This window comes from Peribacillus sp. NJ4 (assembly GCF_030348345.1).
Classification (GTDB): Bacteria; Bacillota; Bacilli; order Bacillales; family DSM-1321; genus Peribacillus.
This window is the reverse complement of the sequence record NZ_JAUCFQ010000001.1, coordinates 211,002-234,647: the sequence shown is the minus strand read 5'-3', so window position 1 is coordinate 234,647 and position 23,646 is coordinate 211,002. Positions and strand designations below refer to the sequence as shown.

At 40.4% G+C, this 23,646-nt stretch carries 24 protein-coding genes, 1 tRNA gene and 1 riboswitch; of the genes, 5 read left to right on the top strand and 20 right to left on the bottom strand.

Annotation, left to right across the window (positions count from 1 at the left end):
• Positions 1 to 319: 319 nt before the first annotated feature.
• The 13 genes from QUF94_RS01165 to QUF94_RS01105 all read right to left on the bottom strand — a co-directional run bounded on the left by QUF94_RS01165 (position 320) and on the right by QUF94_RS01105 (position 11,154).
• Complete coding sequence (locus QUF94_RS01165; RefSeq protein ID WP_289314254.1) at positions 320 to 1,018, bottom strand: ATP-binding protein; 699 nt, start codon at positions 1,016 to 1,018, stop codon at positions 320 to 322.
• Complete coding sequence (locus tag QUF94_RS01160) at positions 1,015 to 1,509, bottom strand: ECF transporter S component (protein WP_289314253.1); 495 nt, start codon at positions 1,507 to 1,509, stop codon at positions 1,015 to 1,017. The genes QUF94_RS01165 and QUF94_RS01160 overlap by 4 nt, the downstream gene beginning before the upstream one ends.
• Before the next feature lie 2 nt (positions 1,510 to 1,511).
• Positions 1,512 to 2,096, bottom strand: coding sequence for a cob(I)yrinic acid a,c-diamide adenosyltransferase (locus QUF94_RS01155; protein ID WP_289314252.1), 585 nt, complete (start codon positions 2,094 to 2,096; stop codon positions 1,512 to 1,514).
• A 14-nt stretch (positions 2,097 to 2,110) separates the two neighbouring features.
• On the bottom strand, positions 2,111 to 2,485 hold the full coding sequence (locus tag QUF94_RS01150; RefSeq protein WP_289314251.1) for a bifunctional adenosylcobinamide kinase/adenosylcobinamide-phosphate guanylyltransferase: 375 nt from the start codon (positions 2,483 to 2,485) through the stop codon (positions 2,111 to 2,113).
• A 5-nt stretch (positions 2,486 to 2,490) separates the two neighbouring features.
• Positions 2,491 to 3,108 carry a histidine phosphatase family protein gene (locus tag QUF94_RS01145; RefSeq protein WP_289314250.1) on the bottom strand — a complete coding sequence of 206 codons (618 nt, stop codon included), beginning with the start codon at positions 3,106 to 3,108 and terminating at the stop codon, positions 2,491 to 2,493.
• Positions 3,066 to 3,857, bottom strand: a complete 792-nt coding sequence (cobS, locus tag QUF94_RS01140) for an adenosylcobinamide-GDP ribazoletransferase (RefSeq protein WP_289314249.1) — start codon at positions 3,855 to 3,857, stop codon at positions 3,066 to 3,068. Before cobS ends, QUF94_RS01145 begins: the two co-directional genes overlap by 43 nt.
• A complete protein-coding gene (locus QUF94_RS01135) occupies positions 3,854 to 4,429 on the bottom strand; it encodes a bifunctional adenosylcobinamide kinase/adenosylcobinamide-phosphate guanylyltransferase (protein ID WP_289314248.1) in 576 nt (191 codons plus the stop codon). Before QUF94_RS01135 ends, cobS begins: the two co-directional genes overlap by 4 nt.
• Positions 4,402 to 5,475, bottom strand: coding sequence for a threonine-phosphate decarboxylase CobD (gene cobD, locus QUF94_RS01130; protein ID WP_289314247.1), 1,074 nt, complete (start codon positions 5,473 to 5,475; stop codon positions 4,402 to 4,404). Before cobD ends, QUF94_RS01135 begins: the two co-directional genes overlap by 28 nt.
• Positions 5,450 to 6,415 carry an adenosylcobinamide-phosphate synthase CbiB gene (gene cbiB, locus QUF94_RS01125; RefSeq protein WP_289314246.1) on the bottom strand — a complete coding sequence of 322 codons (966 nt, stop codon included), beginning with the start codon at positions 6,413 to 6,415 and terminating at the stop codon, positions 5,450 to 5,452. Before cbiB ends, cobD begins: the two co-directional genes overlap by 26 nt.
• Positions 6,412 to 7,884 (bottom strand): heme ABC transporter ATP-binding protein, encoded by a 1,473-nt coding sequence (locus QUF94_RS01120; RefSeq protein WP_289314245.1) that lies wholly within the window; start codon positions 7,882 to 7,884, stop codon positions 6,412 to 6,414. The genes cbiB and QUF94_RS01120 overlap by 4 nt, the downstream gene beginning before the upstream one ends.
• A 5-nt stretch (positions 7,885 to 7,889) precedes the next feature.
• Positions 7,890 to 8,945, bottom strand: a complete 1,056-nt coding sequence (locus QUF94_RS01115) for a FecCD family ABC transporter permease (protein WP_289314244.1) — start codon at positions 8,943 to 8,945, stop codon at positions 7,890 to 7,892.
• On the bottom strand, positions 8,908 to 9,873 hold the full coding sequence (locus QUF94_RS01110) for an ABC transporter substrate-binding protein (RefSeq protein ID WP_289314243.1): 966 nt from the start codon (positions 9,871 to 9,873) through the stop codon (positions 8,908 to 8,910). The genes QUF94_RS01115 and QUF94_RS01110 overlap by 38 nt, the downstream gene beginning before the upstream one ends.
• A gap of 179 nt (positions 9,874 to 10,052) precedes the next feature.
• Positions 10,053 to 10,227, bottom strand: a riboswitch (cobalamin riboswitch).
• An 87-nt stretch (positions 10,228 to 10,314) separates the two neighbouring features.
• Complete coding sequence (locus tag QUF94_RS01105; protein WP_430103089.1) at positions 10,315 to 11,154, bottom strand: polysaccharide deacetylase family protein; 840 nt, start codon at positions 11,152 to 11,154, stop codon at positions 10,315 to 10,317.
• Between the two features lie 246 nt (positions 11,155 to 11,400).
• Here QUF94_RS01105 and QUF94_RS01100 point away from each other — a divergent pair.
• Together QUF94_RS01100 and QUF94_RS01095 are read left to right on the top strand one after the other, a co-directional pair.
• Positions 11,401 to 11,474 (top strand) — tRNA-Arg (locus QUF94_RS01100).
• A 500-nt stretch (positions 11,475 to 11,974) separates the two neighbouring features.
• The gene (locus tag QUF94_RS01095) at positions 11,975 to 12,142 is read left to right on the top strand and encodes a hypothetical protein (protein WP_289314241.1); all 168 of its coding nucleotides are present in this window, start codon (positions 11,975 to 11,977) and stop codon (positions 12,140 to 12,142) included.
• 217 nt (positions 12,143 to 12,359) lie between these two features.
• Here the strand turns inward: QUF94_RS01095 and QUF94_RS01090 are convergent, their stop codons facing one another.
• The gene (locus tag QUF94_RS01090) at positions 12,360 to 14,552 is read right to left on the bottom strand and encodes a DNA topoisomerase III (RefSeq protein WP_289314240.1); all 2,193 of its coding nucleotides are present in this window, start codon (positions 14,550 to 14,552) and stop codon (positions 12,360 to 12,362) included.
• Between the two features lie 248 nt (positions 14,553 to 14,800).
• Between QUF94_RS01090 and QUF94_RS01085 the strand changes: the two genes are divergently transcribed.
• Entirely contained in the window at positions 14,801 to 16,351 is a 1,551-nt protein-coding gene (locus QUF94_RS01085; protein ID WP_289314239.1) for an ABC-F family ATP-binding cassette domain-containing protein, read from the top strand.
• A gap of 391 nt (positions 16,352 to 16,742) precedes the next feature.
• Here the strand turns inward: QUF94_RS01085 and QUF94_RS01080 are convergent, their stop codons facing one another.
• The 3 genes from QUF94_RS01080 to QUF94_RS01070 all read right to left on the bottom strand — a co-directional run bounded on the left by QUF94_RS01080 (position 16,743) and on the right by QUF94_RS01070 (position 19,150).
• A complete protein-coding gene (locus QUF94_RS01080; RefSeq protein ID WP_289314238.1) occupies positions 16,743 to 18,149 on the bottom strand; it encodes a hypothetical protein in 1,407 nt (468 codons plus the stop codon).
• Complete coding sequence (locus tag QUF94_RS01075; protein ID WP_289314237.1) at positions 18,146 to 18,835, bottom strand: ATP-binding cassette domain-containing protein; 690 nt, start codon at positions 18,833 to 18,835, stop codon at positions 18,146 to 18,148. The genes QUF94_RS01080 and QUF94_RS01075 overlap by 4 nt, the downstream gene beginning before the upstream one ends.
• A 102-nt stretch (positions 18,836 to 18,937) precedes the next feature.
• Positions 18,938 to 19,150 carry a hypothetical protein gene (locus QUF94_RS01070; protein ID WP_289314236.1) on the bottom strand — a complete coding sequence of 71 codons (213 nt, stop codon included), beginning with the start codon at positions 19,148 to 19,150 and terminating at the stop codon, positions 18,938 to 18,940.
• 340 nt (positions 19,151 to 19,490) lie between these two features.
• Between QUF94_RS01070 and QUF94_RS01065 the strand changes: the two genes are divergently transcribed.
• Complete coding sequence (locus tag QUF94_RS01065) at positions 19,491 to 19,685, top strand: hypothetical protein (RefSeq protein ID WP_289314235.1); 195 nt, start codon at positions 19,491 to 19,493, stop codon at positions 19,683 to 19,685.
• 741 nt (positions 19,686 to 20,426) lie between these two features.
• On the opposite strand, the gene QUF94_RS01060 is transcribed toward QUF94_RS01065, so the two are convergent.
• From QUF94_RS01060 to QUF94_RS01050, 3 genes are all read right to left on the bottom strand, one after another.
• Complete coding sequence (locus tag QUF94_RS01060) at positions 20,427 to 21,143, bottom strand: LytR/AlgR family response regulator transcription factor (RefSeq protein ID WP_289314234.1); 717 nt, start codon at positions 21,141 to 21,143, stop codon at positions 20,427 to 20,429.
• A gap of 130 nt (positions 21,144 to 21,273) precedes the next feature.
• Positions 21,274 to 21,906: an accessory gene regulator B family protein gene (locus QUF94_RS01055; RefSeq protein ID WP_289314233.1), complete on the bottom strand. Its 633-nt coding sequence runs from the start codon at positions 21,904 to 21,906 to the stop codon at positions 21,274 to 21,276.
• Positions 21,899 to 23,179, bottom strand: a complete 1,281-nt coding sequence (locus QUF94_RS01050) for a sensor histidine kinase (protein WP_289314232.1) — start codon at positions 23,177 to 23,179, stop codon at positions 21,899 to 21,901. The genes QUF94_RS01055 and QUF94_RS01050 overlap by 8 nt, the downstream gene beginning before the upstream one ends.
• A gap of 212 nt (positions 23,180 to 23,391) precedes the next feature.
• On the opposite strand from QUF94_RS01050, the gene QUF94_RS01045 reads away from it, so the two are divergent.
• Positions 23,392 to 23,601, top strand: coding sequence for a response regulator transcription factor (locus QUF94_RS01045; RefSeq protein ID WP_289314231.1), 210 nt, complete (start codon positions 23,392 to 23,394; stop codon positions 23,599 to 23,601).
• Positions 23,602 to 23,646 lie beyond the last annotated feature (45 nt).

Here is a 23,646-nt window from a genome sequence, read left to right as displayed (position 1 = left end):
TGTGGGAATACCGATGATCAAATATCCCTGTCTGAACAGCATCTGCAACATCCGGAACATCCATACCTGCTAATCCCTAAAGGACGGAAGCGAGAAGTAACGCAATAAATGGGCTTTGATAACGATCAAGAAAATGGTGGAAACAAGCGCATAAATCAACAAACTATTGTTCTGGCTCTATCCAAATAAACTAAACGTCTTATTCAATCATTCAATCTAAATCAGGATAAGGAATCCATATAGGTAAGATCTCAATGAAAAAAGCATCGAACCTGTTCATCGTGAACTAAACTCGATACCTGATTCAGTCATGAAATGATCATTCACCAATAAAAAGAGGACCGGATCGGTGCTTGATTTCTTCCTCCAGTTGTTCAGGATAAGCAATGAGGAAGCAGGTGGATGGTCCTGACGATTTTTCAATATCGACTTTATTACTTATATGCACAGAAACACCTTCACCACTTTGATCCAGATGCTCCCATTCATATCCTATCCCTTTTGAGCCGACTGGAAGTGCCTGAACGTCCTCCATTTCACATAGGCTTTTATATAAAGATAATGGCGCGACCCAATCTTGCTGATCCATTACTTCTTCTCCAACGAGCGGCCTGCCGATCAGTGCGATTTTCCGTAAAGGATGTTGCTTTTTAATACATTCATTCACTCGCTTACCGATCACCATAAGTCCAACCGCGGATTGAAGAAGCGGCATGTTACTTTCTGTGCTGCCAGTAATGGGAAGGTCCTCCATTCCCAATTCTTCCAGCCCCTTCCTGACACCCCTGGTCAAGTCCTCCCAGGCTTCATCACCGCAGAAATTATTTAGGACAACGGATACTGGTCTTCCTCCAACACCCAAACATTCCATGACGGCAACCCGAAAGGAATAATATCCAACGACCTCATAAGGGACATGGACAAGATCTTTTTCCTTCATGCCAATTCCGCCGCTATTATCACTTGAAACAATCAATGAATCTGATTCGGAAAATGGTAAAATCAATGAATCACTCATTCTACGAGTCCATCTTTAAAGATCATTTTTTTCAAAACAGGCTCCAAGCGGGGCAGTAAAAGGACTGCCAATACTACATTTACCGCCGCCGCCACCGTTAATCCCGGAACCAACAACGCGTAAAAACCATAGCTGATCAGAAATGCGAAAGGCAAGGCTAAGATGAAGGCATTACCGATAAAGAAGAGGAAAAATGCGCCTACTTTTTTTCCTTGTATATATAAAATTCCAAACATCCATACGAGAACCGCCATTTCGACCATGATCAAAAAATGGAATGGCCCAAGTGTCATGCCGCCGATGAACGCTGAAATGATATGACCAAGCCCAGCTACAATAGCCCCCGATACCGGGCCAAGTATGATGGCAGCCAAAAGGGCCGGAAAACTATCCAAAGCGATACTCCCGATTGGGGAAGGGATTTTAATCATTGCCCCTACTGCCGATAAGGCAATGAATATAGCAATTGCACTAATTTTTCTTACGTCCATGTTTACTCTTTTTCCTTTCTTTTCCCTCCGCGGAACACATTTGCGCTACGGATATATTCCACATCTTTCACACCAAGACGGAAATTGATCACACGTGCAACAGCAAAGAAGTAATCCGACAAACGATTTAAATATTGAAGTGATAATGGTGAAACAGCCGCACCAGACTTGATCAATGAAACGACCAATCTTTCCGCCCTTCTTGTAACGGTACGGGCAATATGAATGGTTGCAGCTGCTTTTGTGCCGCCAGGCAGGATAAACTTTTCCAATTCCGGAGCTTCGATTATGAAGGCATCTATTCGTTCTTCCAAATAGGTAATGGCCTCATCCGTCAACTTTTGTGGGGCCTTCTCGGAAACGGTTGCCAAATCACCGCCACAGTCAAATAACTCATGCTGGATTTTCTCTAGATCGGCCAATACATCCGTAAATATCGCGGGGTCCAATTCAGTCACCGCAAGACCGATATAGCTATTCACTTCATCCACCGTTCCATAAGAATCAACACGGATGTCATCCTTGTCAAGCCGACCACCGATTACGCTTGTTTGTCCCTTATCCCCTGTACGTGTATAGATTTTCATCCCCATTACCTCCTCTATTTTATTCGCTGGTTTATTCCATACCAGATGATATCAACTCGCCTTGATATGGATGCTACATCTTGAAAGACCCATCCGCAGGCATCGCGCCATCTGCGATCTCTCGCTTCCATCGGGACAATGCCTTTGGAAATATCAGAACCGATCACAATGCAGTTGTGTTCATCCCTTTCTTTCTCCCATATTCGCCAATCAGCCATGATTTCCTTCCATCTTTTTCGAATCGAATCTGAATCCATTTTTTCTGCATCTTGCTGAATCCATGCATCCAACCCTTGCAATACAACAGTCTTGCCTTGAAAATCAATCAATTCCGGCTGTTCTTTTCGATAACCGGATAGCCAAAGGACATCTTTTTCCAAACCATACAATTGCTTTACCCATTTAGTTTTCCCATTATAGGCGCCTCCTGTAACAAAGTGCAGCGTTCTCCCCTCCTTAAACTGTTCCGATCTTCCCATATCAGCTCATATCCCCTGCCATGGGAAATCCCCCAATCAAAAAAAGACTTTTCCATCGGGGCATATCGGACCAATAAATCACGTATTACCCCTCCATGCGTCATTAAGGCAAATCGGTTCTCCTTACAGGCAATCAATTGATTCCAGCCATCATTGACACGTTCGGAAAATGCCGGATAACTTTCACCCCCAGGCACCATTGCCTCCATGGGACGTTCCAGCCAATTAAGATAATCTTCATCTGTCTTCAACTCTTCATACGTTCGCCCTTCCCAACTGCCGAAGTTCATTTCACGAAACGAGGGGTTTTTGACCGGAACTACATCTGGAAACAACAGTCTTGCAGTTTCCACACAACGAGGCAAATCACTCGTTTGAATTTTTTCATACTGCGGGTAAGAGCCCCTTAAGTCCAGTATTTCCTTTTCTCCTTCGATACTTAATCGGGAATCCGTCCAGCCTAAATAGGCCTTTCGCTCATTCGCTTCTGTCAGCCCATGGCGAAGTAATGTAATAGCCACAATATCAGCCATAACCAAAGCTCAACCCCTTCCACGGATGCACCCAGTACATCCCCAGTAATCCCACCGAACCAACTTACCACTTTACGTTTTATATAAAGCAGGAAAAACAGCGCAGCCAGACACATGATGAAAAATAGGGTGACAAGCTTAAAATCGATGATCCAGGCAATCGCCAGACTTACAAAGAGGTACAGCCAATAAATGGGCAAACTGCTTTTCTTTACTGCACTTTGAAAAAAAGCACCGAGTCCCTCATTTTTAGCCAGCGGCATCCGGATGAGCAAATAGCCCATCACACATTTGCTTAAGAGCGGAAGGGCAATGATCAAGAAGTATGTCCATTCATTTACCCTTTCGACAATTTCATAGATAAATAGAAACCGTGCTGCCAATAGGACGATGACGGAGATGACACCGAATGCACCTGTCCTTGAATCCTTCATGATTTCCAATCGACGCTCTTTATCCTGATAGGAAAAAAAAGCATCACTTGCATCGATCCAACCATCGAGGTGCAAACCTCCAGTTAATGCCATCGTCAAAAACCAAAGGAAAAAGGCAATCGCAAGGGAGGACAATGGGGTCCATTCCACTAGTGCATATAAAACACCACCCAATATCAAGCCTAGTAAAAGACCGACTAATGGAAAGGTTTGAATGGCACGGTGAATATATTTCTTCTCCATCGGAAGCTGTTTCTTTATTGGAAAAATCGTAAAGAACTGCAGGTTAATTAAAAATCCGATCGCTCCGTTCATTCCTGGATGCACCCTTTCTTCCGCAATGGTATTCCCGATTCAACAAGATAGGCTTCATCGGCCTGCCCGACAATCGTTTGATGAAGCAGACCTAGTGTTTTTCCGTATAGATGGAGGAATTCATTATGGAAAATCGGTTCTTGCACCAATTCATTGCTCACGACTATTAAACAGCTGGATTGTTTTCTTATCTCATTGATCCCGTTTATTATTTTTGAAAAAACACTATCTAAAAATTCTTTTTCAAGCGGAATGCCAGGGCCAAATAGTTCGTTATCAAGCAGGGTTGTCAGACAATCGAGCAGGATTATAGAATCCTGATTAATGTCCGCTCCTATTCTTGTAATATCCGTTGCGTATTCCGAAGTTTGCCAGGCAATTGGGCTGCTTTCTCTATGTTTCTGGTGCCTATGGATGCGGTCACCCATTTCAACATCACTGACACGGCCACAGGCGAGGTAATGCAAGTTCCCATCCATTTGGAATGCATACTCCAGGGCTTTTCTTTCTGCGAAACTGCTTTTTCCGGAACGGACACCCCCGGTTATAAAACAGAGCCTTGCTTTCTCCACTGTCTTACCCCCTCCATCAGTGCTTCGTTATCATGTTCACTCTTCACTGCAAACCGAAGCCACTTTCCATCCAAACCCGGGAAATTATAGGTATGGCGCGGTACGATTCCTTTTTTCAGCAAAAAAGGGAAAAGGGATAAGGATTCATCTTTCACTAAATAAAAATTAACTGTGCTATTGGAGACAATCAATCCTTGCTCCTCATAAAACCGGAATAGTTTCTGCTTTTGCAATTGAATATAGTCTCTTGTTTCTCTCATATATTCTTCTTCTGCAAGACAGATTCCCCCTACTTCCAATGCCACATGGTTGACGCTCCAATGCGGTTTATAAGTTCTTACCTGAGTTATGATATCCGGTGCCGCAAGCAAATAGCCTAGTCTTAAACCCGGAATGGCAAAGATTTTAGTCATTGATCTTAGAATGAGTAAATGTGGGAATACATTGATTAAAGTAGCATAAGTAAAGGCATCTTCCGTAAAATCATAAAAAGCCTCATCCATGACAACCAGACAATCCGCTTTTTGACATTCAATGATCAATTCCCTAACTTCATCCCGCTTAAATGAAACACCCGTCGGATTATTAGGGGTACACAAGAAAACTGCATCATATTCGGGTAACCGTGAAATCAATCGATCCAAGTCAAGTTGCCACTCAGGTGCATTAAGTTGATGAAAATCGACCTCACACCCTGCCGCCAAACAAGCCTCTGCATATTCCGCAAATGCAGGCTGAATGATTAACACCCTTTGATTGGCTAATCTGTTCGCAACCAACATGATTATTTCTGCACCACCGTTACCCACCAAAACGGATTGCTCTGGAAGAGCTTCTTTATTTGCGATCGATTTTGTCAGCTCAATGGCATGCGGATCTGGGTATTGAAGGATTCCTTCGAAAAACCCAGACCACTGTTCCTTTATGCGTAAAGGCGGACCCAATGGGTTGATGTTAGCACTGAAGTCGAGAACCGATTCAGGCATTTCGATTTCCAGCGCTTCGTAAAGATAATGAGGATTAGAGCCATGAGAAGGTAATGTCAAGAATAAGTCCCCCTAGCCATAGCATCAGTAGAAATAGAAAAGATGACCGATGCATGATGGTAATCGTTTTTGGTATATGTTTTGCTTCCAATCGAACAAGCGGAACTCCCATCCTCGCACGGTCGGAAACAATTCCTTTGTACATATTCCGGCCTCCAAGCTGTATTCCCAAAATGGCAGCAACGCCTGCTTCACACCACCCGCTGTTCGGGCTTGGATGTTTTTTTGCATCATTGAATAATATCTTCCATCTAGCACCAAATCCATGATAGCCGGATTTCGAGCTCAGCAACATCAGGAGCCCGGTGAGGCGGCTGGGAATCCAGTTGACGATATCATCGAGCTTGGCTGAAGCCCAGCCAAATTGCCCATATTTATCATTTTTGTACCCTACCATGGAATCGCAGGTATTAATCGCCCTGTACATCATCGCGAGCGGCGCACCGCCAATGGCTGCCCAAAACATCGGGGCTGTAATCCCATCACTGGTATTTTCCGCTACGGTTTCCACGGTGCCCCTGACTATTTCGGATTCATCAAGATCCGCAGTATCACGGCCCACGATATAGGAAAGCTTTAGCCTCGCTTCAGGAAAATCCCCTCGATTCAACGGATGGCAAACATCCATTCCAGCTTGCTTCAAGCCTTTCTGAGCTATCGTAGTGGAAATGACAACAGCTTCCCAAAGGATACCTGCAAGCGGATGGATACGATAAGCCAAATAGACGGTAAGACCAGTTATCAATAACACCACCGATAAGACGATGAACAACATGAAGAGTCCATTCCGCTTCTTATGTGTTCCTCTATTGAATGCCAGATCCAACTTGCTTATCATCGTTCCTATCCATTTGACTGGATGCGGCCAATTTGGCGGATCACCAATTAATAGATCAAGGAAAAACGCCAGCGTAACCGCAATAAGATGATGGTAAATCATAAATCCTCAATCCGTTTCCGATTATTGTTTAATGCTTCCACTGTACAATCATATACACCGCGGCTGATCAGCTTCCCTAACGGAGTGATGGTGCCTGCATATTGAAGCTTTGCCCCTCTTTGAGTTGCCGCAATCAAAATGCTGTCTGTCGATGTTCCTGTTGCACATGTATTTGTCACCTTATCCAAGACATGCAAATCATGAAGCGCTTTTACTTTTGCCTCGGTCGCAGTAACTATGCTGTGGATGAAAGCCTCTTCTGCCAAATGCCCATTTATGAAGATCCATGTATTTATCGTTCCTGGAGCGGAACTCCAAGAATGTCGGTCAGCTAAAGATGCGTCGATGGCATTCCCTACACCAGCGGTCACGATGATAAAAACCGAGAAATCTTCAGCTCTTAATAACTTGAAGGCAACCGTATCGAGAAAGACAGCCGTCATCATCCCTACCGTTTGCTGCGGGTCAAATCCATGAGTTTTTAAATAGTCAGCCATTTCAACATGATGATCCTCGCAATCATATCCATGATGGACATGCCTATTCACGAAATATTTATGCCATCCCGTCCCCGAACCAGTCACTCCAGAAGACATCGTTCTAAGCGGGATCGGGGAATTCAATTGAATAATTTCAGATCCGACTGTCAGATAAGAATCATCAATTTCCAATGGGATAGTATCATTGCCATGCTTTTCCGGAACGATGAACATTTGCGGTTTCGGAAGGGCGGGATGTGGATGTTTTTCGATCGTCGTACGATATACCTCCTGAATCCGTTCCTGTCGGAGCACTTCATTCGGCACATCCACAACCAAAATTTTCCCTTTTTCAAGCAACATAAGCCGATCACAATATAACCCAGCCAAATTCAAGTCATGAAAAATTGAAATAACGGTCAACTTTTGCTCTTTTGCCATTTTCCTCATTAGATCAAGAAGATCCTTTTGATAGGAAAGATCCAAGTGGTTCGTAGGCTCATCCAAAAAAAGGATTTCCGGTTCTTGGGCAAGTGCCTGTGCCAATAAGACCCTTTGTCTCTCCCCGCCTGATAATCGTTCAAATTGAAGATCGTGAAAATCCGCTACTCCCGTTTGTTCCATGACCCGTTGGACAATCGTTTCATCTTCTGCGGACCAACTATGGAACCAACCTGTTTGATGGGCATATCGCCCAAGTGAGACCGTCTCTTTTACCGTATATGAGAAAGCTAATGAGGAATGCTGAGGGAGCACAGCAATGACCTGTGCAAGTTGTTTTGACGAATAATCCTTCAAATCCCTTCCTCTTATCCGTATGCTTCCGCCCTTATAATCGAGCACCCCGCTAAGCATACTTAAAAGCGTCGTTTTTCCGCTGCCATTTGGGCCAAGAATCCCGAATAATTCCCCTTTATGTACATCAAAAGTAACAGAGTCCAAAACAGCTTTGTTGTCATATCCACCTGTTAACCCTTTAACTTCAAGCATCCATCTTACCCTTCTCTCCGTCTCTTTAATAAAATCAGCGCGAATGCGGGTGCCCCGATAAGTGAAGTGATCACCCCGATCGGCAGTTCCGATGGGGCAATGATCGACCGTGCTACAAAGTCCGCCAATATTAGGAATCCGCTTCCTACCAGCAATGACAACGGAAGCAAATGTTTATGGTCAGGTCCCCAAATCTTTCGGACAAAATGAGGAATGACCAATCCTACAAAGCCAATCGCCCCTGAAACGGCAACAGCTGCCCCTGTCAACATCGAACCGGCTATCAAAATCCACATTTTCCGCCGCTTAACATTAACACCTAAGTGTTTTGCCCGGTCTTCCCCGAAAGTCATCGCATTCAATTCGCTCGTATTCATGATCAAGATCAACGAACCAATAATAAAAAACGGCAAAATGATTGCAATATAATTCCATCCGCGCATTGAAACGCTTCCCATCAGCCAGCCGATGATTTGTCTTAATTCATCACCAGTCAGCGCAATCATCAATGAAATGAAGGCACTTAAAAACGAGCTGAAAATGATTCCCGTTAAAATGATCGTTTCCACTTTCATCGATCGATCCATTTTTTTTGCAAAAGCCAGTACGAAGAACATCGTGAGCACTGAGCATACGATGCTCAATGCCGGAAGAGTATATAAGCCGATGAATGGTAGTGATATATTCAAGAATATTGTCAATACAGCACCGACTGATGCTCCTGATGAAATACCTAATGTGTAAGGGTCAGCGAGCGGATTCCGGAGCAGGCCCTGAAATCCCGCTCCCGAAATCGCAAGTGATGCCCCAACAAAACCCGCTAGCAACACACGCGGCAAGCGGATGTTCATCACAATATTCGTAAGCATTACATCCGGATCAGCTGAAATCGGTAAATGAAAAATCTCCTTGCCGATAATTTGTAAAAGTACAGGAATCGGTACTGGCACCGAACCAAAGGAAATGCCTATCGTCATTGCGAATAACAAAAATAATAACGCAATCAAATAAGCAATCGTCCATTTAGTTGTCAAATAGGTTCGGATAGACTGATTTGGCAAGTTCCTCTACTCCCTCTATTAAGCGTGGACCGGAACGGGTCACCAAGTCGGAATGGACATCAAAGACTTGGTCATCCTTCACAGCATTTACGTCTTGCCATCCTTTTCGGCCCTTCACTTGACTTACTGCATCTTTTGTATAATAACCATACGTTGTAATGATGACATCCGGATTTGCAGCGATCATCGACTCTTCATCAATTTTTGCCCATCCATCCAATTCAGCAGCTGCATTTTCCGCTGAAATAATTTGAAGCATTTCATTCATGAAGGTATTTTTTCCAGGTGTATATATCTCAGGTGACGGAGAAACCTCCACAAAAACGGTCTTCCTATCCGCTTCCTTTACAGATTTGGCTTTTTCCTGAATATCCTTGAGCTTCGTTTTCATGTCCGTAACGATTCCTTTTGCCTTTTCATGTTCCCCTGTTGCCTGTCCAATCATATCAATAGAATCATAGACTTGGTCAAAGCTTTGTGCATCATTGACTACGAGGACATCAATTCCAGCATCCTTAAGCTGCTGTAAACCCTCATTCGAATTATGGGCACTGGATGCATGGGCAAGAACAAGGTCGGGCTTCAAAGAGACAATCATCTCCGTGTTCATTTCCATTCCGCCAACTTTTTCAATTTCTTTCGTTTCTTCCGGATAATTATCATAGTCGGAAACACCAACAACCTTTTTACCCAAGCCAAGTGCAAAGACAACTTCCGTATTACTTGGTATCAACGAAACGATTTTCTTCGGTTTTTGTTCTATCGTCACCTTTTCGCCTGTTGCATCTTTAATCGTAATCGGGAAAACTTCCTGTTTGGCATGATTCGTTTCCTGCTTTTCTTTTCCTTCATTAGTAGCTTCGCTACAGCCAACCATCATACCTGCAGTCAGCAACATCACCAGTATCAGACCAAAAATCTTCTTCATTTTCATTCCCCACAATCTTTTTTTCTTTTAATTTCTTCACACCTAATAAACAAAACGCATTATCGGAAGATGCACCCCAAAACAAAAGCACCTCCCGTTAAACGGAAGATGCTTGTATGGCAACAATATAATTACGGACTCTTTAGGGTCTGCCACACACCTTCCCATCCGCGTAGGTTACAGGTGTACGAATTTTGGCAGGTCTCCTGGCTCATGGTCATCATCAACGGCACCTTCCCATATCTCATACAGTGGTAAACATCCGTTGGCTCCCATATACAGTGGCGGGACCGCGCTGGCATTTCACCAACTTCCCTATTAAGTCATTAAGACACCAAATCGTTCATATGTATATAATTTTCACTGCCTTTCATTATACACCATGTAAGAATCGATTATTATATGATTTTTCTGACTTGCCTCGAAATGACCCGTCCACCTTCAGTGATTAGAAGCATTTTCAATCAGGGACGCAAATCCCTCGACTGATAATCCCGGTGAAATCCGAACCCTATGCAGGGAATGCATCCCTTGGTCCCTTGAAGCTCCTCCAGGTTCGGTGGTGACTGCCATCTTGTATCCAGCTTCTTCTGACACCCATAGACTCTCTTCGTTATACCGGCCAACCGGATAGGAAATTACTGTCGTGTCCTGATCGAGGATACGGTCGAATAGCTCCTTCGACTGAACCATTTCCGATTCTTGCTGCTCTGCCGTCATCCGGTTCAGCTCCAAATGGTTGATAGTATGACTTTCGATCGAAATCCCATTCCTGCTCATCTCCAACATTTGAGTTTCAGTCAGGTGATGACCTTTATCAATGGACTTCCCGATCATGAAGATGGTTGCTTTCATATCATATTCTTTTAATATGGGGAAAGCCTCCGTGTAGTTATCTGTATAGCCATCATCAAAAGTAAGCCAGACGCACTTATCACTTGGCATCCGATTTTCGGTTAAAACGAGGAATGCTTCTTTAGGGGATAATGTATAGTAACCATTCTCCCGAAGCCAAGTCATTTGTGATTGGAATTCCTCTCTTGGAACCCGAAGGCCATTACCTTCAGAAATGCTATGATACATCAATATTGGAAACTGAACCGCGGAATCGGCCCTTATCCAGTTTCTCGTATCGATTTGTTCCGGGTCGTCCTTTGAATCCTGTCCGGTGCCATTCTCCGCTGCCTCAACCACTTCAATGTCATCTTCCGCAATCGGCGCAGCCGTCTTTTTGCCTATACCCTCTAAAATCCCTTGTGAGCATGCAGGTAAAATTAACATCCCCAGCAATGCCACAAACAGTAAAACTCTGTATTTTCTCACTATCATTCTCCTATTTTTTTCTAGTATAATAGTACCAGAAAACCAGCAAATAATAAAGTATTCCATTTTACGAAAAAAAAGGAAATACAGAAACAAGAGACCAGCTAAGCATTTAGATGATTTTTTTCATAATTATTATTGCTATTAACTTGAAAAGTTTGCCTATAAGAAATATAATAAATAAGTCGTCGACTTTTTTTATATGTCCCAGTAGCTCAGCAGGATAGAGCGACAGCCTCCTAAGCTGTAGGTCGTAGGTTCGATTCCTATCTGGGACGCTAATTTTAAAACCCTGTTACAATGCGGTACCTCCGCGTCGTAACAGGGTTTTTTCTGTTGGTATGGCCTTACCTATTTAGGCTTTTGAGGGGCTTCCAATGTAAAGGTCGGATTTCTAGATACCGGTATGAGAAAAGCCGGAAGTATCGGCGATCAATACATTATGAGATTAACCATTTAATTTTCGTTCAAAACTTTTTGACTCTGTTTAAAGAGAAGTTTTAATTAATGATGTTTTTCGATATAAATATCCGCAGAAAAGTAATATTTTTTTGAAATATATGTTTTAACCTGTCCCATCCGGGTAGATAAATACTGTAAGACATTCTCACCAAAGGAGATGATGTGCACGATGAGTACAATCAGAGGCCAATGGAACAAAGAGAATGACGCAGCGGTGTTTAGTCCCGGTGATCAGCGTTAGAGTCAATTGAAGAGTTAGTCGATAACCAAAAAGGGAATTACTAGTCTTCTCGCCCAAAGGAGGACGATACTGATCATGAGTATTTACAACCTATGGAATCCAGAGAATGATGAAGCAATTTTCAGTCCGGGTGATCAGCAGACATTCAGTACGCTTACACTAGCAGATACGGATAAACACACACACACAACTGACGAAACACTTGAATATGAATTACACGGCACCGTACTGAATGAAATTTAACCGAAGCAGTGATATATGGAAAAGGATGGAGCGAATGCTCCATCCTTTTCTGCTATCTTTTACTTTTATATGAATTTCGCCACTTCATCAAGCGGCAATCTTTTGTCTGGAAAGATGGACCTGCCGACAAGGAAATTTGCCCACCCTGCCCCATGCAAATAACCCCATAAAAAAGGGCCCTTTCACTATTAAGCTAAAAGTGAAGGACCCTTTTCTTTTATTTATCGAATTTCAGTTTGGCCAAAGCATCCGCTAAGGCAGTATTGATCGGCTCTTCTTTATTTTGCTTTTTCATATAATTGGAGACTTCATTTTTTGATACTTTTTGATTTTTATTTTGCCCTCTTCGTTTATTGTAAGAAGAAAGTTTTTCGTGAAAACCGCATTTACAGGTGAATGTCTGTGCTTCTCCTTGACCGCGCATTTCCATCTTTTTGTGACATTGTGGACATCTGGCATTTGTTACACGTGAAACACCTTTTTTGTGGCCACATTCACGATCCTGACAGACAAGCATTTTTCCCTTTTTACTATTCACTTCAAGCATCAGCTTGCCGCAATCAGGACATTTCGTTCCTGACACGTTATCATGCTTGAACTTTTGGTCACTATTTTTGATTTCTTGTACGATATTTTTGGCATAGTCGCGCATATCGCCGATGAATGCCTGTTTTGGTAGCTGTCCTTTGGCAATCGCTGTTAACTTTTGCTCCCATTGAGCTGTCAGTGCTGGAGATCGTAAGTCTTCAGGTGCCAATTGAAGGAGTTGTTTACCTTTCGAAGTTACATGAAGGCCCTTCCCTCTCTTTTCAATCAGGAAGCTATTGAACAATTTTTCAATAACGTCAGCACGTGTTGCAACAGTCCCAATCCCGCCAGTTTCACCCAGAGTCTTAATGAGTTCCTTGCTTTCCCCTGCCATGAAACGAGCAGGGTTTTCCATTGCCGAAAGAAGCGACCCTTCATTGAACGGCTCTGGTGGTTTCGTTTCACCCTCTGTTTGTTTCACAGTCGAAATGGATAAACTGTCACCTTTTTGAACGTTCGGAAGCAGTTGCTCAGCAAGGCCATCTTTAGCTTCTTCCTCGTCAAATTGGTGATCATAGACTTCCTTCCAGCCTGATTTCAGGACGACCTTCCCTTTTGCCATGAACGTCTCCTGTCCCATTTTTGCGGTGACGGTCGTTTGCTCATATTCAAAAGGCGGCATTAATACGGCAAGAAACCTTTTAACGACCAAATCATAGATTTTAGATTCTTTGTCGCTCAGTTTTCCCGGTAGCGGAGTCTGCTCAGTGGGGATGATCGCATGGTGATCCGAGACCTTGCTATCATCCACGAACGATTTATTGGCCTTAATCGGGCTACGCAGGATCCTTGATGTATACTGGGCATATGGTTTAATGCTGACAGCCTGTAATCTTTCTTTTAGCGTATCAACCAAATCCGTTGATAAAAAGCGTGAATCCGTCCTTGGATACGTCAAGACTTTATGGCTTTCATATAAGCGCTGCATGATCGATAACGTCTCTTTCGCCGAATAACCAAATTTCTTATTGGCGTCCCTTTGAAGTTCCGTTAAATCATATAAAGAAGGGGCAAAACTTTTCTTATGTGCTTTGTTTACTTCCACCACTTCTGCCCTTTTCCCCTTCACGGCTGAAAGAACCTTTTCTGCCTTGGCTTTATCAAATGTGCGGATATCTTTAGATTGGGCATCTTGCCAGATTAGGCGCAAATTGGATTCTGCAGTTGCCGAAACGCCATAATATTTCTTAGGCTGGAATTGTTTTATTTCTTCTTCTTTTTTTGCAATCATCGCAAGTGTCGGCGTTTGGACGCGGCCGCAGGATAACTGGGCATTGTGCTTCGTAGTAAGAGCCCGTGTTGCGTTCATCCCAACAATCCAGTCCGCTTCTGCCCTTGCAACAGCAGAGGCAAATAGGTTTTCATACTCCTTGCCATCCTTCAGCTTTTTAAATCCATCTTTGATCGCTTTATCCGTTACAGAGGAAATCCAAAGCCGTTTAATCGGCTTCTTTACATTCGCTTTTTCGAGAATCCAGCGTGCAACGAGCTCCCCTTCGCGGCCTGCATCTGTTGCAATGATGACATCCTTGACATCATTGCGGTTCAATTGTGTTTTAACCGATTGGAACTGTTTGCCTGATTGCTTGATCACGACCAATTTCAAAGACGGCGGCAACATGGGCAGGTCCTCAAGGCGCCAAGTTTTATATTTTTCATCATAAGTTTCCGGATCTGCATGTGTGACCAAATGACCCAGGGCCCAAGTGACGATATACTGATCGCCTTCAAAAAAACCATTGCCCTTTCTCCCGCAATTCAGCACTTTCGCTATATCTCTTCCGACCGAAGGTTTCTCGGCCAGTACGACTGTTTTACTCATAGTGACATCCTTTCCCTTTTAAACTGATTCCTCTATTATCTCATATAATTTATGACAGGGCGATAATGCACAGGCATGGCATCCCAAAAACAGATCCAACAGGTATCGATCCATTGAAATTCCCGCCTGGGCTCACTTGTACCCAAGGGGATAAATGTAAATTAATAGATTAGATAGCAATCCCGTGCAGTTTTTAGTATGATGAAACGTAGGGATTTTTTCAAATTAATTGGGAGGTTCAATATAAAATGAGCTTACTTTCTATAGATAAATTAGCACACAGCTTTGGCGACCGTACCTTATTCAAGGATGTTTCCTTCCGCCTGATGGCCGGTGAACATGTTGGTCTGGTCGGGGCAAATGGTGTCGGGAAATCAACGATGATGAATATCATTACAGGACAACTTATCCATGATGATGGCCGGGTGGAATGGACACCTGGTGTCGAATATGGCTATCTTGATCAACATACGATACTTTCAAAAGGTAAATCGATTCGCGACGTCTTAAGGGATGCATACTTACCTTTATTCGAGCAGGAAAAAGCACTGAATGAAGTAACAGAGAAAATGGGGACGGCCACTCCAGAAGAACTTGAAGAACTCTTGGAACAAATGGGTGAGATTCAGGACAAGCTGGAAGCTGGCGGTTTTTACAATCTGGATATTAAAATTGAAGAAGCGGCACGCGGTTTAGGGTTGGATGCAATCGGTTTGGACCGTGATGTCTCTGCCCTAAGCGGTGGACAACGGACAAAGGTTTTACTAGCCAAGTTACTTTTGGAACAGCCTGAAGTACTGCTCCTTGATGAACCGACGAACTACTTGGATGTAGAGCATATCCGCTGGCTGAGCAGCTACTTAAAGGAATATCCTAATGCATTCTTATTAATTTCGCATGACACTGAGTTCATGAACGGCGTCGTCGACGTCATTTTCCATCTTGAATTTTCAAAACTGACCCGTTACACGGCAACTTATGAAAAATTCCTTGAGCTGGCTGAATTGAATAAAAACCAACATATTAACGCATATGAAAAACAGCGCGAATTCATTAAAAAGCAGGAAGACTTCATTGCAAAAAATAAAGCCCGCTACTCAACGACCGGTCGGGCAAAGAGCCGTCAAAAGCAATTGAACCGGATGGAACGCATCGATCGTCCAGAAACTGCAATGAAACCTACCTTTGATTTTAAAGAATCACGTGCGAGCAGCCGTTATGTATTTGAAGGTGAAGAATTGGAAATCGGATATGACCGCCCATTGCTTCCGAAGTTGTCCATGACCATCGAACGGGGAGAAAAAATTGCCGTGGTCGGCTGTAATGGAGTTGGTAAATCCACTCTTTTAAAAACGATATTAGGTAAAATTGATCCTCTAGGCGGCAAAAGATCACTTGGCGATTTCCTTTTTTCTTCTTATTTTGAACAGGAAGTGAAAGCAGGCAATACGACGCCGATAGATGAAGTATGGAATGCATTTCCACATCTGGACCAACCGCAGGTACGTGCCATTCTTGCCCGTGTCGGTTTGAAAAACGAGCACATTACACGTCCGATGAGCCATTTAAGCGGTGGTGAACAATCAAAAGTACGCCTGTGCAAACTTATGCTTACCGAAAGCAACTGGCTGTTATTCGATGAGCCGACAAACCATTTGGATGTCGTTGCAAAAGAAGAACTGAAACGTGCATTGAAAGAGTATAAAGGAACGATTGTCCTCGTATGCCATGAACCTGATTTCTATGAAGATTGGGTTACCAAAGTATGGGATGTAGAAGAATGGTCTGCCCAAAATTAATTTTTTTAGGGGATGTCGCAGAATGCGGCATCCCCTTTATTATGAAATAAATAAAAAGCTAGATCATACTTTTAATTGTTCGGACAGGTCTCATCCCGAACCATGATTTAAAAAGATGGTCATTTACTGTTTTATGTGTAATCCCCATTGTATTGAGGAAATTTGCGACACTCCTGCCAAATGGACGAGACACCAAAGAGCTCGTCACGAGGACTTGGCAGACAGTCGGCCGAAAGGGAGCGGATTCTGAAAACACCTGGAACGTTTATTAAAGAAAAAAACTGCAGGCAAACTCGCTTTTTTCGAATTTGTCTACAGTCTGAAAGGTGTTCTATGTACGATCTCGTGAGATTTTGATGATTTAGGCCATTAAGCTTTCTGCTTAACTCCATCAATTTCCATTATATTGGTAGTTACTCACCTTTTGTTTTTTGGGTTTTCCTCTATACCTTAGGAGGTAAAGGATCAGTGTCAATGTAACGGCTATAGTCAATTGAATTATAAAGATTGTTTTAATAATAAATAACGATTCAATAAAGATCCCAATAACCATATACGAAACGATCATCAAGGCTTTTATCTTCTTTTTAATTTCATACTTATAAAAGCAATCTAAAATTAAGCTTAAAATAAGAAAACAGTAGAATGCCTTATAACCATCAAGTATCAATAATAAGGGAAGACCCTCTACGAATACTTTTAATAGAAGAAGAATGGTGAACGTTACAAATAGAAAAAAACTGTTCGTAATGTCTACAGCAATTCGTTCCGTTTTTAATGAAACGGGTAATAAATCAAGTCTAAGCTTTTGATGTAATTTGTATTCAATTTTGATATTGGTTAAATTTAGGAAGTTAACGAAAAAAGCAATATAAATGGTATCCACGAAAAAGTTAGTATGTATATCTTCCATTTTCATAAAAGGTAAATACATACTAAGTATATTAAAAACGATAACCGTAATATTTATCGTAATGAGTTTACTAATATAGTTAACATCTCTCAGTAGCCTGAAGAAATTGTACTTTATTAGACCATTTATAACTTTATTCCGTATGAGGATATTCACTATCCTTGTAGATATCCGGTTCGTGACGTGATTGAACTTCCGAGAATCTAGATTTCCACCTTTTTCTTTTATTAATCCACCAACAATGATTGGATAAGTGATAAACGTTATGACTAAAAACATGCAGAGAATAAGCAAAATGGTTGTTATCGTGAAATCCAATTTGGATAATAAAGGCGAAAGCTTACTTGAATTAATATAAAAGATTAAAACGATGAGAAGGGTAATGGCTGAAAAATACGGAAATCGAACCTGATACTTCTTAAACCAAAGGATGAAAAACTCAGAATATGTCCGAAGAAACTTCAATGAGAAAACTAAGAATAATAGCAATAGGATATTTAACGTTGGTGCCCCGTAAAATAAAAGAAAAGAAATCACGATTGTAAGCTCTAGAACAATTTCTGCTGTTAGGTTCGATTTAATCAAATGATAAAAAAAGAGTTGGTTGGGCTTAATCGGAATGGTTTTGGAAAAGCTTATGATATAAGTGGTGCTTTCATATAACGCCATAAACACGAAAAGCAATAACAACTCGATTACAGTGAGCACAATGATATAATAGTAGATTACCGTACTCGTATGTATATCAAAAAAAGACAAAAGGATAAAGAGCAAAGAAACCCAAAAAAGAGCTGTGAATAATAATTTTACAGCTTTTTGCTTTTGGTTTAGACTCTTTTCTTCGGTATAGATATTGTATAGCTTGCTGTATGAATGAAAATTCATTCTACTACCCTCTCTGTCATTTCTTCATTTTTTTGACTATGAAGCTTTCCATTTTCCAATCGATATATGTAGTCGGAAATATCCCATGTATGGTCCATGATATGACTTGTGAATAAAGTTGCTTCTCCATTTGCTTTTCGTTTTAGGAAATATGCTTTCACCCAGTTAACAGCCTCATGGTCCAAGCCCTCGAAAATTTCGTCACAAACTAAAACCTTGGGATTATAAAGAATGCTACCGATCAATTGGATTTTTTTCTTTGTTCCGAAAGATAAAGAACTAAATGTGGAATCTAATTGATTTATGACATTCAATTCCTCTGCAAAGGATGTATATTTAGCAACAGCTGATTCTTCTGGAAGGTTGTATATAGAAATTATAAGTTCAAAGAACTCTCTTCCGGTGACCTTCTCCAAATGCAGTTGATTATCCACCGAAACGAACGATGTAACTGTTCTCAGGAAGTTATGATTATTATGATTTTCATTCAAAATATTAATTTCACCTGAATCATAATCCATAAAGTTCAATAAGCAGTTTAAGAAAACACTTTTCCCAATTCCGTTACTTCCTACTATCGCTACTATTGAATCATGTTCAATAGTTAAATTTAAATTGTCTAATACTTTCTTGGAACCAAAACTCTTATTTAGATGATGGACCTCTATACTATTAATCGCAATCACATCCAATTAACTCTTAGTATCTATATCGTACCAGAAAATTACAGATAAAGTAATGACATTAGGATAAGTATTAGGTTTTGTTGCTTAAGTTAAATTAATAAATTAATCTATTAGTCCAGCAGCTTTTAATGCATCATAAATTGCATATAGTGCACTTGCGTTTGATGCTAACCATTTAGTGAAAGCCCAGTATCCAGCTTCCCATGCAGCCTTTGCTGCATTGTATACTGATGCTGCGCCAGCTTTGATTGCTGCCCATGCCTTTGATCCGTATTTTGCGATTGCGTTATAAATTTTAATAGCGATACTTAACATTTTTAATCATCCACCTTTTGGTTTTTTTTTATAATTTCCTAATGTCATTACGATATCTTGCTTTAATAATACAAAAGAAAAAAAAGAAAAAAAAGGTAAAAAAGGCAATGTTTCGGAAACCCGAAAACCCTTTGCCACAGATGGTTTCGTCTTTCCGCAAATCCTTTTACATTCATAGAATTTCTATGTAAATTATGGTAAAATTTCCTTTCATGGATTAGTAATTCAGTTTCTCCTGATGGAGATGAGAGGCTTTCATTTATTTAACGCTATAAATTAAGAGCATAAAATCCATGTTATACATAATCAGCTTTTAAACTTTAGAAAAGGAGTTTTTATAGTGAAGAAACTGACCGTATTTTTCGAAATTATCTTTGTATTAAGTTTCGTTGGTTTAACGCTCCGGTTTTTTGGAGTTGAAAAGGCAGAAGAATGGGGCATCATCTTTTACATAACGGGTGGATCTAGTTTCTTAATCAGTTACTTGCTTCGACAATCAACAAAGAAAAAGGATACCGTAAGTAGTGATAAATAAAGGTGCTTAATTCCATTCCCACTTCATGAAAAGGCGTACTCCATCCGGAGCAGCGCTTTTTATTTTGTTTATATTTGTTATTTAACAGGATAGAAAAGGATAAATGGGATCCCTTCCTGCGGTTCATCGTACGGCCCCTCCATACTTATCTCCTTTTGTGGGGATTCCACTATTAATTCCTGGCAGGGAGAACAGAATTCCCCTTACTAGGGACTACACAGGCAGTTAAATTAGGTGTTACCTTTGGAGACGAGTCTATCAACTCCTTATCCTCCCTTTGGTCCGGTACAGTTGACAGACGACAAAATAGGTAAAGGGTTCTTATCTAAAATTAGATAAGAACCCTTTACCTATTTCATTCCTATCCATATGATCAATAGAATTACCGCAATACTAGCCCAAATTATTACTTGACCGTTTTTTTTCAAATTAACACCTTCTTTTAACAAGATGAATACCACTTACTTGGTACATATGCATAGTAATTCCGGTAGACTCCACATCCATTATCTTGTTTGATAATGTAAAACTCTGCAGAGCTTCTTTGGCGTGGAACATGTCGGCAAAAGTTTGACATGTTACTTGGCCAATCATCTCAAATTCTCATACAGCACTCGCTGTTACTGTAGCTCTTGGCGGTTCTGGTTATTAAGGTACAGATATGTCTTATGTTATTAGATGAATTAAAGATACGTTAAATGCCAAAGAAAGGTCATCCCTTCTTTGGCACTTAATAAAAAATTAAAAATGTCGTTCGATGAGATTTTTTAATGCCGTAAATTTGTGCCGGCTTAAGTTAATCTTGTGATTGCAGTGATGTAATTTCACATTATATGATTTCATATAATTGTCCGATTCTATGTATTCGATTTGGTCAATCGACACCAAATAGGATTGATGCGTTCGATAAAAATTACACTGATTAAGAATGTCTTCTAACTTATTTAAGCCTTCCGAGCATTCCACAGTCTCTGCATCTTTTAGGTGGATAAATGTTTTTCTCCCCTTTTTCTCTATATAGAGAATGTTGGCGGTATCGATTAAAGAGATTTTCCCATTCGCTTTTACGCCAATTCTTCTTATCTTTTTATGCGTATAACTAAGGCGATCAAGTGTCTGCTTTAGTCTTACGATATTAATTGGCTTAGTTAAAAAATCTTCTGGGTAATATTTGTAACCCTGCAAAGCGAAGTCTTGATGGGCACTCATGAAAATAATCTTGATTTGGGGATGATTCTCTTTCAGATAATGGGCAATGTCAAATCCATTGGACACAGGCATATTAATATCTAATAATATTACGTCAATGGTCAGCCCCTGATCGATAGAATTAAACAATTCACTCACATCAGTTGTACTTAATATTAAATTCACATTTGGGAATTTAGTTACAAACCCCTGAATCTCGTTAAGGATCGGTTCCTGATCATCAATAACAGCAAGACGTATAAATCCCATCATGACTCCTAGTTTTCTTCATCTGGTAGCTCTGGTTCGTAGGAAAACCAGAAACAACTACTCATCGAGGTGATGGAATTAAAAAATAACGATATCATTCCAATAGCAAAAGTTAGAAATTTCAACATAATCAATGTAACCCCTTTAAGGTAATTTTATATATAAAAGCATCTAAAATTAAGACGCTTTTCCCCCAAAAATCCGTTAAGGATAGTCCTTGGAAAATTAGAGCAGACCACACACAATACATTATGGTTTGAGGTAGAAAAACGCTCAATCCCGTGCATAGGATGAATGTGGTCACAGCCTTCATTTTCTGTTTTAAAATACTTTTTTGTGTGAAAAGGTGCTTTTTTTTATGTAATATAGGTGCTTTTTGAGCAGTAATCAAAAAACTTATCAGTAATAATAAGATAAATAGAATCTTATAGGATGAAAGAACGTCTTTATATTGTACGCAAATTAATGTCAGAAAAATAATTTGCAACGTGCTAAGAATAAGACATGAATAATACCCTTTGAAATGGGCACCTCCTGAAAACATTCGAAGAAGAGCCCCTGAAAGCAAGCCCACCATGGTTTCAGGTAAGATTCCTAAAGGCCAAACAAGTAAACTGACCAAAACGATTTGATTCATCGCCGATATCATCCATTCAAGTCCATAGCGAATTTTATCTTTACTTTTCACGAGTTGTGGATTCTCAGAGACAACTAGATTTGAGATGTTCGTTGCCAAAAGGTTCGGTAAGAAATGCTTAAACATATTGCCCTCCATGCGGTATTTTTACAATGAACGTAATCATGTCATCTATGACTTCTGGGTATATATGTCCTCCGTACTGCATGACAAGACTTTCAACAATTGCCAATCCCTGTCCAGTGTTGCATGCATTTTTTTTAGTCGTAAAGCCTTGATCGAAGATGCTACCAATATTCTCTAAAGTTCCACCCTCTATAAAGTTGCTTACTTCTAAAATATAATGGACATCGTTTCTTTGGATTTTCATGTTGATATATCTCTTTTCCTCTTCTAATTGATCGACAGCTTCAATAGCATTAAGGATTAAATTTCCGAATATCTTATTTGTTTCATAAATCTTACAAGGAAAGGAAGATAAATCATCTGCAATGTAGTAGTACATGTTGATGCCTTTTTTGGAACCCTTCTCTTTGTAGGAAAGTAATAACCCCCCAACAGCTTCTGAAGCTATCGGTAATATATCGCTTACATAGGATATTTCTTCTAGCACTGAGTTAACATAGTCTACTGAGTCATTGTATTTTCCACTGTTCAGCATTTGTTTCAGCGCTAATATGTGATGAATAAAGTCGTGTCGCTGCGAACGCATTGTAGTGATATGTTTAGAAATGTCTTCTTCATATTGACCATCTAAGGAAACGGCCAGATCCTCAATTTTTTTCACCATATGATACCGAATTATATACAATAATGAAATTGTAATTAAAACTAATACTATAGCTGATGTTATGCTTAAAAACTTTAACTGTTTGAATTCAAAAACGAAAATGTAAAACAAAAAAAGAAGGCCAAATAAGAATACTAAAACAGATAAAATAGTATCGTTTTTATTTTGTTTTTTCTTGACTGGTATCGGAATATAATAATTTGCTGTTCTCAAGATTACATAAAATATTACCATTATCACAAGGTGCGGAATGGCCCTTACTAAAGGTAAAGCACTCGAAGAATGTATATATGGGAATTCCTTAAAGAGCGCGAATCCGATAACCTCTGAGATTAACAATAAAAGACATCCTAGCAACACAGCTATAATTGATGCAAAACTATTCAGGTTCGTGACAAAAGTCAACAGAAACCCAATCGCTAAAATCGTTACTAGAAGGTAAGTTATCGAAGGCAATGTTTCTTTTACCATTAACAGAATAATGCTTCCATAAAAACTTATGATGCATATCGGGATCATTTTATCTTTTAAAGAAATTCCAATTAGTCGATACCCCACTAGGATAATGACTAATGTTTCCAAAAACCCACCGAAAATCGACAATAACACGACAAACTTCCTCCTTAACTTTACAAAAATACCATAAAAGGAGTAATTTTACATCTATTTTTAGGATAATTTATGCAAATATTGCAAATTAGGGCAAAATATTTGTTAATTGGGATAAATTAAACGTAGTTATGACCCATCTGGACCTTTATTACCAAATCAACTAATAACTCTGATAATATTTGTTTTATAAATAATGGAGGAGTGTTATCGTGAAGAATGAAAAAGTGGGGTTTAATAGTGTAGAAAGTCGTATTATTCAGCTAATTGCCAATGAAGTGCCCAATAAACAAATTGCGGTAGAATTAAACTATTCGCAGAGGATGGTAGAGTACTATATTAGTAATATTTCCAAGAAACTTGAAGTACATACACGAGTCGGCATTGTTGTGAAAGCTTTTCAAAGTAAAATTCTCCATTGAAAGTAATACTCCTTCTATGACGTTTCTTTTCTAATAGCCTGTAGA